10 protein-coding genes and 1 tRNA gene are annotated in these 13,441 nt (G+C 70.4%); 1 reads left to right on the top strand and 10 read right to left on the bottom strand.

All coding sequences use genetic code 11. From position 1 onward, the window contains the following. Positions 1-15 precede the first annotated feature (15 nt). From CKY28_RS04035 to CKY28_RS04025, 3 genes are read right to left on the bottom strand one after another with little or no spacing between them, the layout of a single operon-like run. Positions 16-975 (bottom strand): efflux RND transporter periplasmic adaptor subunit, encoded by a 960-nt coding sequence (locus CKY28_RS04035; RefSeq protein ID WP_095997064.1) that lies wholly within the window; start codon positions 973-975, stop codon positions 16-18. Positions 976-979: 4 nt separating this feature from the next. After that, complete coding sequence (locus tag CKY28_RS04030) at positions 980-1,681, bottom strand: ABC transporter ATP-binding protein (RefSeq protein ID WP_095997063.1); 702 nt, start codon at positions 1,679-1,681, stop codon at positions 980-982. Continuing rightward, on the bottom strand, positions 1,678-2,814 hold the full coding sequence (locus CKY28_RS04025; RefSeq protein WP_095997062.1) for an ABC transporter permease: 1,137 nt from the start codon (positions 2,812-2,814) through the stop codon (positions 1,678-1,680). The genes CKY28_RS04030 and CKY28_RS04025 overlap by 4 nt, the downstream gene beginning before the upstream one ends. A gap of 95 nt (positions 2,815-2,909) precedes the next feature. On the opposite strand from CKY28_RS04025, the gene CKY28_RS04020 reads away from it, so the two are divergent. Then, positions 2,910-3,563: a TetR/AcrR family transcriptional regulator gene (locus CKY28_RS04020; RefSeq protein WP_095997061.1), complete on the top strand. Its 654-nt coding sequence runs from the start codon at positions 2,910-2,912 to the stop codon at positions 3,561-3,563. A gap of 39 nt (positions 3,564-3,602) precedes the next feature. On the opposite strand, the gene CKY28_RS04015 is transcribed toward CKY28_RS04020, so the two are convergent. The 7 genes from CKY28_RS04015 to CKY28_RS03985 form a co-directional block, all read right to left on the bottom strand. Beyond that, the gene (locus CKY28_RS04015; RefSeq protein WP_095997060.1) at positions 3,603-8,045 is read right to left on the bottom strand and encodes a calcium-binding protein; all 4,443 of its coding nucleotides are present in this window, start codon (positions 8,043-8,045) and stop codon (positions 3,603-3,605) included. A 190-nt stretch (positions 8,046-8,235) separates the two neighbouring features. Beyond that, positions 8,236-8,312, bottom strand: a tRNA-Pro gene (locus CKY28_RS04010). 85 nt (positions 8,313-8,397) lie between these two features. Beyond that, complete coding sequence (locus CKY28_RS04005; protein ID WP_095997059.1) at positions 8,398-9,693, bottom strand: FAD-dependent oxidoreductase; 1,296 nt, start codon at positions 9,691-9,693, stop codon at positions 8,398-8,400. Positions 9,694-9,970: 277 nt separating this feature from the next. Beyond that, positions 9,971-10,744: an energy transducer TonB gene (locus CKY28_RS04000; RefSeq protein ID WP_095997058.1), complete on the bottom strand. Its 774-nt coding sequence runs from the start codon at positions 10,742-10,744 to the stop codon at positions 9,971-9,973. 52 nt (positions 10,745-10,796) lie between these two features. Beyond that, positions 10,797-11,264 (bottom strand): DUF1203 domain-containing protein, encoded by a 468-nt coding sequence (locus CKY28_RS03995; RefSeq protein WP_095997619.1) that lies wholly within the window; start codon positions 11,262-11,264, stop codon positions 10,797-10,799. A gap of 136 nt (positions 11,265-11,400) precedes the next feature. After that, on the bottom strand, positions 11,401-12,363 hold the full coding sequence (locus tag CKY28_RS03990) for a YncE family protein (protein WP_095997057.1): 963 nt from the start codon (positions 12,361-12,363) through the stop codon (positions 11,401-11,403). Between the two features lie 208 nt (positions 12,364-12,571). After that, positions 12,572-13,357 (bottom strand): CsgG/HfaB family protein, encoded by a 786-nt coding sequence (locus CKY28_RS03985; RefSeq protein ID WP_095997056.1) that lies wholly within the window; start codon positions 13,355-13,357, stop codon positions 12,572-12,574. Between the last annotated feature and the right edge of the window lie 84 nt (positions 13,358-13,441).

The following is a 13,441-nucleotide window of genomic DNA, read 5'->3' as shown; positions in this document are numbered from 1 at the left end:
GGCTAGCCGTTCGCCTCACCGCCCACCCCCCTTGGCCGGCACGAACCCGTCCACCTGCTGCCCCACGAAATAGCCGTGGTTTGCTCCCGGCAGCGCGTAGATCAGCTGCAGCACGCGCACGTCCACCCGCTCGGTCGCCGCGTTGGTCAGCGAGCGCTTGGGCACCACCAGCGGCTCCGCGCGCACGAACGTCACGGGCGTCCGCTGGTTCGCCGCGCCGCGCGGCGAGATCACCGCCGGCCGGCCGAGCGCCACGCGTTCGATCTCGTTCTCGTCGATGTCGATCCTGACGTGCAGGGGCTCCGTCACGCCCATCGCGATCAGCGGGTCGCCCGCGTTCGGCCCGGCGTTGGCGTACTCGCCCGGCCGGGTGCGGACTTGGAGCACCGTGGCCGAGCGCGGTGCCCGGACCGTGTGCCGCGCCAACGTGACGCGCGCCGCCTCCAGCTGCGCCTGCGCCTCGCGCGCCTCGGCCTGGGCGACGGCGACGCGCGCCGACGCGTCCTCCACGGTGCCGCGGCTGGTGATCACCTCCTGCCGGCTTACCGCGCGGGGATCGCCCGCCGACTGGTAGAGCGCGAACTGCCGCCGCGCGACGCCGAGCGAGGTCTGCGCCGCGGCGATGTTCTGCCGCGAGCGCGCCAGCCGCGCCTCGGCTTCCGCCACCGCCGCGCGCGCCTCGCGGCTGTCGACCGAGAAGAGCGGCGCGCCCGCCGCGACGCGCTGGCCCGCCTCGACGTACAGCCGGTCGACCACGCCCGGCACAAGTGCTGCGATCTCGATCAGCTCGCTCGACGGCTCGATCACGCCCGCGCCCGCCACGGTGGGCCGGTTCGCGGTCGGGTTGGTCGCGGGCGTCGTCATCGGCTGCGCGAGCGTACGGTCGGGCTGCGTCCGGAACACCAGCACCAACGACACGATGATCGCGACCACCGCGACGGCGGGTAGGACGTGGCGGGAGAAGTTGAGCTTCATGCGATTAGTGCCCTTCCGGCATCTGCTTGCCGTCGCGCGTGATGCGGCCGTCCTCCATTTGGAGAATGCGGTCGGCCAGGTCGAAGATGCGGTTGTCGTGCGTGACGATGATGACGGCGCGCTCGGACGCGAGCGCCACCTCGCGCAGCAGGTCCATGACGCGCCTCCCCGATTTGGCGTCGAGCGCGGCGGTGGGCTCGTCGCAGACGACGAGGCGCGGCTCGTGGACGAGCGCGCGGGCGATGGCGACGCGCTGCTGCTGCCCGCCCGACAGCTGGCGCGGCAGCTTCTCCGCCTGGTCGCCGATGTTGAGCCGCTCCAGCAGCGCCCGCCCGCGATCGACCGCCTCGGCGCGTCTCATGCCCGCCGCGACCAGCGGCACCGCCGCGTTCTCCGCGGCGGTTAGCGTCGGGATGAGGTTGTACTGTTGGAAGATAAAGCCGATCGTCTGGAGGCGGAAGCGGACGAGCTGGTTGTCAGACAGGTCGTAAATGTCGGTCCCGAACACGCTGACGCGGCCCGCGGTCGGGTAGAGGATGCCCGCGATGATCGAGATCAGCGTGGTCTTGCCCGACCCGGACTCGCCGACCAGATAGGTCAGCTCGCCCGAGTTCACGTCCACGTCGATGCCGTGGAGCACGCGGATGCGGGTGTCGCCGACGGGGAACTCCTTGACGATCCCCTCGACGCGGATGGCTTCGCTCATCGGAACACCTCGGCGGGCTCCGTGCGCAGCACCGACCGCAGCGCGATGAGACCCGTGAGCAGGATCATGACCAGCACCACCACGGCCGCGATCACGGGGATCTCCCAGGGCATGTAGAAACCCTTGAACGCGTCGCCCGTCGCGGCCCCGACGAACACGAACGCGACCGCCATCGCCAGGCCGACGCCGTACCCGATCAGCCCGACCAGCCCCGCCTGCGCCGCGACCATCAGGCGGATCTCATTGTTGTTAACACCTATCGCCTTCAACGCCCCGAACTGCTTGATGTTGTCGCGGATGAATAGGCTGAAGGTCAGACCCACGATCGCCACGCCGACGATGAAGCCCAACGCGACCGTGATGCCGAAGTTGATAGGGATGCCCGTGTTCTCGATGATATAGTCGATGCCGTCGCGCGCGAACTCGGGCTTGGTGCGCGCGCGCAAGCCCGTCTCGCGTTCGATCCTGGTCGCGACCGCCTTCGCGTCCTGCCCCGGTGCGGAGCGCGCGAGCACGAAACTCAAGCGGTTGCGCGTGCCGGGCAGGTAATTGAGCGCGTTCGAGTAGCGCGTGTAGAGGATTACGGTCGAGGTGAAGCTCGGGTCCGCGTCGACGATGCCGCGGATCACCGCGCGCTGGTCGTTCAGCTCGAGCCGCGTACCGACCGCGCCGCCCTGTTCGAACAGCTTACGCGACCCCACGTCGTCGATGAACACCGCGTCCGGCTCGGCCAGCGCGTCGCGGCTGCCCTCCACCATGCGGCGGGGCAGGCCGATCAGCGTCGCGTCGTCCACGCCGATGACGGACACGGGCTCCAGATCGCCCTCCGGCGTCCTGACGGTCGCGCCCGAGCGGATGAGCGGTGCGGCCCAGAGCACGCCGGGCACGCCGCGCACCCGCTCCAACGCCGTGGAGGGCAGGGCGAGCGTCACGTCCGTGGTGCGCCCGGACGGGTCCATGACCCAGATGTCGGCGGTGGAGACCTCGTTCACTGGTGCCGCGCCGCGGAGCAGCAGGTTGACGAAGATGGTCAGCTGCTGCGTGATCAGCAGCGTCGAGAAGGCGACGCCGAACAAGAGGCCGATGAACTTGACCCGATCGCCCGTCAGCATGCGGATCGCGATCCAGCCCATGATGTGCGTCCGCTCCGACTCGCCAAACCCGCACGCTTAATGTACGATCGCGTTCATGAACGCAAGCGTACAGTTTAGGGCGTCGTTGCTGCCCTATGGGTAAGGTCCGTCAGATTTCGGGCGGCCGCCGCCCCGACCGCACCAAAGACGCGGCGATTCTGAGGGCCGCGCGCGACAGCTTCTTCGAACGGGGCCTCGCCGCCTCGACGATCGAGGACATCGCCGCCCGCGCAGGGGTATCCAAGGTCACCGTCTATAAGCGTTTCGAGGACAAGGAGGCGTTGTTCGAGGCCGCGGTGAAGGCTGAGATGGCGACCATGATCGCCCAGCTCGACGAGGAGCCGGAGGGCGACGGTTCGCTGCCCCAGCAGCTCAACGCGTTCGGCTACGTGCTGCTGCGCTTCCTGTTCAGCCCGACGCACGTCGCGCTCGACCGCATGCTCGCGCACGACCTGGCGCAGTCGCCCGGAATGGCGCGGCGCTTCTTCCACGCCGGTCCCGGCCATTGCCGCGCGCGCATCGCGGGGGTGCTGGAGGCCGCGGCGGAACGCGGCGAGATCCGCATCGACGATCCGCTGCTGAGCGCCGCCGACCTTCTCTCGCTCTGGCGCGGCTTTCTGGAAAAGGAGACGGAGTTCGGGATCATCACGCACGTGGACGACGCCACCATCCGCTTCCGCGTCGAGCGGGGCACGCGCAACTTCCTGCGGATGGTCGGATATGACGAGGCCGCCGCCCGGACGTCCTGAGGACGCCCGAGCGACGGCCCGCACCGCGGCGATCCCCGCTTAGAGCAGGAAATCGGCCGTCGTCAGCGTGTGGTCCGACGTGACATAGAGGAAGAAATCGGCCGCCTTGTCGCCGTTGACGTCCGCGACGATCTCGTGACGGCCGTCCGCCGCCGCGAACACGCGGATCTCACCGCCCGATCCCGAGAACTCGCCTTCCACGATCCGGAACGCCTGGTTACCGGCCACGAGGGAGTTGGCGTCCATAGCCGACAGGTCGATCAGGTCGCCGGCCGCGAAATCCCCGATCCGGTCGCCTCCCGTGTCGCCGACCGAGGCGAACAGGAAGCGGTCGGATCCCGCTCCGCCGTACAGCCAATCCGAACCCGCATCGCCGCTCAGCACGTCGTCTCCGGCGTTGCCGCTGAGCACGTCGTCGCCCCCGCCGCCCGACAGCCGATTCGCGCCGGCGTTGCCGAACAGCTCGTTGCGGCCAGCCTCGCCGAACCCGTCCGCATCCGCCGTGCCGAGCAGCGACAGCCGTTCGACGTTCGCGCTCAGGCGATAGCTGCCGAACGTCGAGACCTGGTCGAAGCCGCCGTCTGCGGCTTCGACGACGACGTCCTTCACATCGTCTACGCTGTACCTGTCGTCGCCGGAGCCGCCCGTCATCGTGTCGACGCCCGCACCGCCGGCGAGGAAGTCGTTGCCGGCGCCGCCGGAGAGCGCGTCGGCACCGTCGAAGCCGTACAGGTAGTTGCTGCCCGCGTTTCCGACGAGGCTGTTGGCGAGGTTGTTGCCCTGACCCGTCAGGTCGGCTGTTCCGCCCAGTTCCAAGCGTTCGACATTGTCGGCGAGCTTGTGGTCGATCGAGGAGCGGACCGTATCCGTGCCCTCGTCCGCCGCTTCCGACACTGTGTCCCCGGCGTCATCGACGACGTACACGTCATTGCCCAAGTCGCCCTCCATCGTGTCGGCGCCGACACCGCCGTCGAGGAGATCGACCGCATCGCCGCCGAACAGCCGGTCGGCACCATCGCCGCCGTACAGCTTGTCGCTGCCCTGGCCGCCGTGCATCTCGTCCAGGCCCGCGCCGCCGCGCAGCTCGTCGGCGTCGGCACCGCCGTCCATCCGATCGTCGCCCACGCCGCCGTCGAGGTAATCGGCGCCGGCGTCGCCCTGCATCAGGTCGTCGCCGTCCTCGCCATAAAGTTTATCGTTCCCGTCGCCGCCGAGGATCTCGTCGAAGTCGGCGCCGCCGCGAAGCTGATCGGCACCGGCGCCGCCGTCGAGCAGGTCGAGCCCCGCGCCTCCGAGCAGCACGTCGTTGCCGCCATGGCCGTAGAGCGCGTTCGTGCCCTCGTTGCCCGTCATGCGGTTCGCCAGATCGTTGCCGACGCCGCGATGAGCGCCTGCGACGAGCACGAGGTTCTCGACATGGGCTGCGAGGCCGTGGTTCACCGCCGAGTTGACGGTGTCGACGCCGCCATTGGCCTCCTCGACGACGTATTCGCCTATTTGGTCGACGTGGTAGGTGTCGTTTCCGGCGCCGCCGACCAGACTGTCCCTGCCGATACCCCCGTCCAGTTGGTCGTCGCCGTCGCCGCCGTTCAGCACGTCGTCGCCCACCTCGCCGTAGAGAAAATCAGTGCCCGCGTCGCCGCTCAGCGTATCCGCGTCGTCGCCCCCGGCCAGGCGATCATTGCCCGCACCGCCGGACAGCTTGTCGAGACCCCCCATGCCTTGGATCGTGTCGTTGCCGCCGCGGCCCTCGATCAGGTCGGTCGCGGCCGTGCCGGTCAGCCGATTGGCGCGCTCGTCACCCTGGATCACGCTCTCGGCACGCTTGGCCAGCATGCCCGGCGCGACCTCGACCAGGTCGACACGGCCCTCAATGACGATCTTGGCATTGTGGCGCCCGTCGCCGTCCCGATCGAACTCGATCACGGTGAAGCGGTCGGTGTAGTGTACCGCCACCTCCGGCCGACCGGCGTCGCCGTACGGCCCGTCGCCGACGAAGGTGAACGCGCCGAGGCCGGTCAGGTCGATGCGATCGTCCTCCTGCAGGTCGACGCGTTCCGACTGCTCATAAGCGACGTCGATCGGCGTCATGTCGGCTTCGCTCTCGTAGCGGTAGACGTCCGCACCCGCCCCGCCGACGAGCACGTCGTACCCGTGCCCACCGATGATCGTGTCCGCGCCGTCGCCGCCGTCGATCCGGTTCGCGCCCGCGTCGCCGCGGAGCGTATCCGCGTGAGTCGAGCCGCGGAGATTCTCGATGGCGGACAGGCGGTCGACACCCGCACCAAGCGTGTCCTGATCCACACCTTGGACATCGAGCCGGACGGAGACGGCGCTATCTGCGCTGGCGTAGCTGGCGGTGTCTTCGCCGTCACCGCCGTCGAGCCAGTCGTCGCCGGCCGCGCCGTCGAGCAGGTCGTCGCCGCCATGGCCGCGCAGCGAGTCGCGATAGGCGCTGCCCGTCAGGTGGTCGTTCCCGTCACCACCGTTCTGGCGCGCCAATCCGACATAGAAGCCGGAAGCCGCCTCCCTGGTAAAGTCGTACAGGCCCTCGATGATCCAGGAGGCGACTCCACGACCCGAACCGTCCAGGTCCTCGCCGGCGAACAGCAGCGATGTCGTGCCATCCGCATTCAGACGATAGCCGCTCGTGAAATCTTGATCGCCCGTCGCGATCTCGCCGAGCGGAATGGCGCCGATGTCGATGCGGTCGCCCTCGGCGTGATTGAACTCGATCGTTCCGGCCCAGCCGCCGTAATATTGCGTGATGTAGCCGACATTGCCGCCCGGACCGCCATATTTGATCGTCCGGTACGAGAGGCCCAGGTCGCTCATGCCGTTGAAGTGGTAGGTGTCCGCGCCTTCGCCGCCGCGCAGATGCTCGACCGCGTAGCTGGGCTGCTCCTCGCCGGTGAGCACGGCCTTACCGCGGCCGCCGGCGTAGATGTGGTCGTCGCCCGCGCCGCCCTCAATCGTGTCGCCGCCGAAGCCGCCGCGTAGCGTATCGTCGCCCGCGCCGCCCCGCAGCACGTCGTGCGTCTCGCGGCCGGTCAGCGTGTCGGCGAAGGCCGAGCCTTCCAGGCCTTCGACGTTGTAGATGCGGTCCACGCCCGCGCCGCCCGTGTCCTGATACTGATCGACCTTGGAGAGGTCGACGGTGACCGCCGCGCCCGCGCGCCGGTAGCTGACGATGTCGAGCCCCGTGCCGCCGTTGATCCAGTCGCCGCCCGCGCCGCCTTCGATCAGGTCGTCGCCCGCGTCGCCGTCGAGATTGTCGTTGCCCTCCGTGCCGCTGAACGTGTCGTTGCCGTCGCCGGCCTTGAACGCCACCCAGTTCGGGCCCGTATTGCCGTTCGTCAGGCTGAGCAGATCGACCGAGTCGTTCGCCGCCGTGCCGAACGCATTGCCGGTCAGGATCAGCTTTTCGAACCCGTTGCCCTGGGCGGAGAAGCTGTGGAGCCTGGTCCCGCTGAGCACGATCGTGTCGACGCCGTCGCCGCCCTGAAGCTTGAGATAGCCGTTCGCGGCCGAGCCGACCCAGACCTTGTCGTCGCCCGAGCCGGCGTCGATCGAGCCGCCGTCGTCATAGGCTTGGATGCTGTCGTCGCCCGCGCCGCCCTCGATCACGTTCAGGCCGTAGCCGTCGGTGATCGTATCGTTCCCGTCGCCGCCATAGGTGGTGTCGTCGCCGAGACCGCCCTCTAGCCGGTCGTCGCCCGCGCCGCCGTCTAGGACGTCGACGCCCCCATAAGACCAGATCGTGTCGTTCCCGGAACCGCCGTAGACCGTGTCGTTCCCGTCCGCCGAATCGACGAAGTCGTTCCCGTCGCCGCCATGGACGGTGTCGTCGCCGGCGCCCATGTCGATGGTGTCGTTCTTGTGCGTCCCGCGCAGGAAGTCGCCCTGGCCGGCGGCCCCGTTCGAATAGTCGAAGTTGATGCCGCCGACGCCGGCGAGCGCCTCGATGCCCTCGAAGTCGATGTGGTCGCCGCCGACGGTGCCGTTCATGCCGGCGCCGTTGTTGGTGCCGTAGCGCTCGAAGCCGTTCTCGGCCTTGGTGAAGCGGCTGACCGTTCCGGAGATCACGGTGATGGTGTCGACGCCGTCGCCGCCCTGGAGCTGCTCGTAGACGCCGCCATGGATGTGGACGTTGTCGTCGCCCACGCCCGCGTCGATCCGCAGCACGCCGCCCTGGCCCCAGATGACGTCGTGGCCCGCGCCGCCCAGGACCGTGTCGCTGCCGCCGCCGGTCTCCACGCGGTCGTCGCCGCCGCCGGCGTCGACCAGGTCGTCGCCCAGCTCGGCGCGGATATCGTCGGCGCCGTCGCCGCCGTCGACGGTGTCGTCGCCCCAGCCGGCGCTCACATAGTCGTCGCCGCCGCCCGCATCGATCAGGTCGGCGCCGCTGCGCGCGTAGATGGAGTCCTTGGCGTCGGTGCCGTTGATCTCGTCGTTGTTGTCGGTGCCGTTGAAGATCGCCACGCTTGTTCTCCCTTTGGATTGCGGGAGGGCGGGTAGAGGCGAATCCGGAGCGACGGCCTGGACTTTGCGCCGAAGCCGTCGTCCGCGTCGGCGGGCACGACGGCGGTGCGACGAAGGCGGCGCACGGCGCGACGAACGCGCTGAGCCTCGGTCCGGAGCGGACCTAAGTCGTTAGATCAGAACGGAGAAGTGGTCGGGGAGAGAGGATTCGAACCTCCGGCCCCTGCCTCCCGAAGACAGTGCTCTACCAGGCTGAGCTACTCCCCGACGGAGTCCGGTCGTTATGCTTTCGGGAGCCGACCGGTGCGCTTGGAGGCGCGCCTATAGCCAGCACCCTCGGCGCACGCAAGCGTCAACGGCGGGCGGCGAGGAGGGTGTCGAGCGTGACGAACTTCTCGCGCGGCGAGCCGGCGCGGGCGGCGGAGACCTCCGCTTGATCGATGCCCTGCCAGTCGCGGAAGGTGACCACGTCCACGCCGCGCTCGCCGAGCAGGTCATCGAGGCCGGGGCGGCCGCGCTTGCCCGACTCGGTGGGGGTGTCGGCGTCGATCAGGTCGACGATCGCGAAGCCGTCGGGGCGGTTGGTGCCGATCGTGCCAGTAGGACCGCGGCGCGCCCAGCCGACGGCGTATAGGCCGGGGCCCATGCGGCCGTCCTCGTTGGCGAAGCGGCCGAGCTTGGCGTCGTAGGGCACGCCGTCGATGGGCGGGGTGCGATAGCCGATGCAGCTGACGACGAGGCCGGCGGGGACGGGGTAGGTCTCGCCGGTGCCGACCGCGCGGCCCTCGTCGTCGAGGCGGGTGCGCTCGACGACCACGCGGTCGGCGCGGCCGTCGCCCTCGACGCGGACGGGGACGGCGAAGAAGTCGAAGACGATGCGGATCGGCTTGTCGGCCGGGCGGCCCGCGAAGTCGCGCAGGATCGCGACCGACTTGCGCAGGCCGGGTTCGAGCGCGGCGTCCTCCTCGGGCGAGGGTAGGTCGGCGGGGTCGACGACCGGCGCGGCGCGGGAGAGGTGGCCTAGCTCGCCCAACTCCTTGGGCGTCATCGCGATCTGGTGGGGGCCGCGGCGGGCGAGGATCGTGATCGTGTCGATGCCTGCGCGCGCCAGATGGTCGAGCGCGTGGGCGACGATGTCGGAGCCGGCGAACTCGTCCGCCGACTTGGCGAGGATGCGCGCGACATCGAGCGCGACGTTGCCCGCGCCGACGATCACCGCGCCGGGGCCGTGGAGCGCAGGCGCCAGCTCGGCATGGTCGGGGTGGCCGTTGTACCAGCCGACGAACGCGGCGGAGCCGATCACGCCGGGCAGGTCCTCGCCGGGGACGCCCAGCGGCCGGTCGGCGGGTGCGCCGGTGGCGAAGACGACCGCGTCGTAGAGCGCCTGGAGCTCGGGCACGGTCACGTCGCGGCCGACCGTGACGTTGCCGACGAAGCGGACATTGTCGGAGAGCGCCGTCGCCTCGTAGCGGCGGGACACGCCCTTGATCGACTGGTGGTCGGGCGCGACGCCGGAGCGGATCAGGCCGAAGGGGACGGGAAGGCGGTCGACGATGTCGACGCGGACGCCGTCGCCCCATTTCTTCTGCGCCGCCTCGGCCGTGTAGTAGCCCGCCGGGCCGGAACCGATCACCGCGATGTGGCGCATGCGACCTCTCCCCTATTGTGTGGCGATGCTAGCGGGCGGGTCCGGGGGAGGGAAGTGCGCGAAGGTTACGCGCTTCACGGCGAGTTTCGGGTGCCTGTCCGGCCGTAAGTCGTTGTGATGGGAAGTTGAACAGCGTGAAAAGCGTGTCGCGAATCGGGCGAAAGGGCCGGTTTCACGGCACCTTCCGCTCACTTTCGGCATGTTTTCGGCGCGGGGACGTGCGTCGCGGCGTCCTCGGGACTCGAGAGTTCGACGATGTGAAAGAGCGAGCCCGAGGCTAGCGAGCCTGCGCCGTGTAGGACAGGTCGCGCCACCAATCCTGCTTCCAGCGGCGGTGGTCGGCGATCGGCTGTCCGAGGGCGTTACGGGCGGGTTCGTAGCGGAAGCGCTTGGCGATGAGGCGGCAGGTGCCCTCGTCCAGCTCGGGGCTGCCGCTGGAGCGATAGACGCCGCAGCGCGCGACGCGGCCGCGCGCGTCGATGTGGATGTCGACGATGACCGAGCCCTGCGCGCCCGTGCGGCGGGCGGCGTCCGGATAGTCGCGATCACGGATGCGGCCGGCGATGTGGCGGGACGGCGTGCCCGTCCCCGTTCCGCCGCCGCCCGTGCCGTCGCCGCGGCCGCCCGAGCCCAGCCCGTCGCCGATCCCGCCCGCGCCGGTGCCGGGTCCGCGCACCTCGGCGGCGCCGGCGGCGGGCGCGTCGCCGGTGGAGGCGACCGGCGCGGCGAGGACCGGTGGTGGCGGGGGCTGGACGATGGGGACGGGTGCTACGATCGGCTTGGGCGTCGCGCGCAGGTTGGGCGGCGCGGCGCGACCCTCCTCCTCGCGCGGCCGGTCCGCGGGCTCGGGCGGGGGAGGAGGCTCCTCGCGCGGAGCGGCGGGCGGGGGAAGCGTGAAGATGCTGAGTGGCCGTTCGGGGCGGCGGGCGAGCTCGACGCCGAGGCCGAGGCCGGTCAGGATCGCGTAGCCGAGTGCGAGCTGCAACGCGACCGCCGCCGCGCCGGCGCGGAGCTTGTCGCGGTGGAGCAAAGGGTCGGACGCGGTCGGCATCGCTCTGGGCCGCTAGTGTAGCACGCGTTGCGGCGGGCTGAACCGTCCCGCGTCACGCCCGCTCGATCAGGGCGGCGAAACAGCCGCGCTTGGCATAATGGGCGTGGAGGTAGGCGACTTCCGGGCGGGCCAGGAAGCGCTCGATAAGCGGGACGAGGTCGGCGCCGTCGATCAGGTCGGCGTCGATCATGTCGTGCGCGCGATCGAAGGCGCGGAGCGAGATGGGGCGGATACGAAGCGGCTCCGGTACTTTATCGACGAACGTCGCGGGCTCGGTCGCGCCCTCGAGCACGAAGACGGCGTGGCTGGCGCGGAAAGGCGTGCGGTGCGGGTGGTGCTCGTAATGCGCGAGCAGCAGCGTCTCGCCGGGGCGGGCGTCGCGCAGCTCGATGCGGTCGGGATAGCCGGGCGCGGCGTCGGCGACGACCCGGCGGGCGTTGCGGGCGGCGAGCGCCGTATCGGATAGGCCGTAAAGCGGGAGGAAGGGAGCGGGGTCGAGGCCGCGGATCTGAAAGGGCATGGGGAGCTCCATCGTGGTCCGTCGATACTAAGCAGGCGGGCGGCGGCGGGCGTCCCGCGGCTTGCCGCCAAACCGGGCTGGTGCGCGGAGCGTTTCTCGACTGAGCTCGAAACGAACGGGTTTGGGAAGGGCGGGGTCAGCGCATCGACACCGGGCTGATCGCGAGGCCGTCGCCCTGGTCGCCCGCGGGCAGGCGGCCGAGGACGCGGCCGGTCGCGAAGTCGACCTCCGCGATGCGGTCGATGCCGGTTTCCGCGACGTAGACGCTGCGGCCGTCGCTCGAGAAGATGGTGGTCACCTGCTGGAAGTCGGGCGCGCCGACGCGGATCGTGCGCAGCGGCTTCGCGGTCGCGGTGTCGAAGACGCTGAGCGTGCCCGCGCCGAAGTCGGAAGTGACGGCGTGGCGGCCGTCGGGCGTGAGCGCGACGCGGATGGGCGTCTTGCCCGTGGGGGCGCCGGCGACCTCGGCGAAGCTCGCCGTGTCGAATACGCGGACGGTGTCGCCCGAGCGGTCGGCGACCCAGAGGCGACGACCGTCGGCGCTGAGCGCGATGCCCTCCGGCTGTTTGCCGGCGGGCAGGTCGCGGAGCTTGGCGCGGGTGGAGAGGTCGAACACGCCGACGGTCCCCGAGCCCATGTTGGCGACATAAGCGCGGCGGCCGTCGGGCGAGACGGCGACCATGTGCGGGCCCTCCGCTCCGGTGGCGATCTCAGCCACGCTTGGCGTCGCGGTGGCGCCGTCGACCAGCATCAGCGCGTCGCGGCCCTCCGCCGTGGCGACGAGGCGGCCGTCGGCGAGCCAGAGCAGGCCGTGCGGGCGGGCGTTCGCGCCGAGGTCGATGGTGCGGATGCGTTGGGCGGAGGGGAGAGCGTAGATCTCGATCGTTTGGCCGCCATAGTTGACGACCGCGGCTTGGCGGCCGTCGGGGGAGGTGGCGATCTCATGAGGTGCTTCGCCCGTCTTGACGCGGCGCATCTCGCGGCCGGTGGCGAGGTCGACGAAGCTCAAGCTGTCCTCGCCCTTGTTGCCGATGAGGAGGGTTTGGGCGGTCGCCGGGGTGGCGAGCAGGAGGAGGGCGACGAGGAGGGTGGGGCGCATCGGGCGGGCTCCGGGGAAGGAGCGGGGATGCTATCGTGCGGGTGGATATACGTAAATTCCTCCCCCGCAACGCAGTTGCGGGGGAGGGGGACCGCGCCCTTAGGGCGTGGTGGAGGGGGTGCGGGGCGATGCCGCATCCCGTTGTTCCCCCTCCACCAGCTTCGCTGGTCCCCCTCCCCCGCTATAAGCGGGGGAGGAATTCAACAGGTTAGCGTACCGCCGTGGGGGCGGCCGCGGAGGCGTTTTCGGGGAGGCCGCCTAGTTCGGTCACCAGCTTGGTGTAGGCGTCGAGGTAGCTCAGCACGATGATCTGGCCGATCGCGGTGTTCTGGTAGCCGCCGACGTCTGCGCCGCCCCAGCCGCCGCCGCCCCAGAAGCTGGCGCCGATGTTGAAGCTGGTGTCCTTCTTGCGGGCGTAGCCTTGGGTCATCGCCTGCTCCTCGGTGGTGCGGGCGTTGACGAGCGAGAGGGTGGTGCGCGCCTCGCCCTTCTTGACGTTAATGCCGCCGGCGATCGAGCCCGCGACATAGCCGGCGCGGCCGAACATGCCGCCCAGCCCGCCCAGCACGCCGCCGAGCCCGCCGCCGCCCGAGTTCTGGTTGGCGGTGACGATGTCGGGCTGGAGGAAATAGTCGGCCGCCTTCACCTGTCCCGCGCCGAGGTTCGAATTGGCCTGGAGCTCGCCGGCGTCGGCCATGGCGCGCTCGAGGTTGCGGCTGCCCAGCGCGCGGCCGCGGTTGACGATCGAGAAGCAGCCGGACTGCTGGATGAAGATGCGCAGGATCGATTCCGGCGAGCCGAGGTTGAGCTCGCGCCACCACTGGTTGTCCGGCTCAACGATGGCGACGGTGCCGAGCTTCTTGGCGCAGCGCGGAATGGCGGCCTCGCCCCGCATCTGCTCCTGATGGGCGGACGAGCCCTTCTCCTTGGCGGAGGCGGGCGTGGCGGCCGCGAGCGTGGCGAGGGCGGCGGTGGCGAGCAGGATCTGGCGCATGGTGGTTCCCCTTTCTGCGGCGCGCCGGGAGGCGGCGGCCGTGACGGGGGGCGCTATGCCGCATGTCCGGCGGCGTCGCCCGGT

The sequence above is a fragment of the Sphingomonas lenta genome (assembly GCF_002288825.1).
In the GTDB taxonomy this organism is placed as follows: Bacteria; Pseudomonadota; Alphaproteobacteria; order Sphingomonadales; family Sphingomonadaceae; genus Sphingomonas; species Sphingomonas lenta.
The sequence above is the reverse complement of the archived record's forward strand: the minus strand, read 5'-3'. Positions and strand labels throughout refer to the sequence as shown.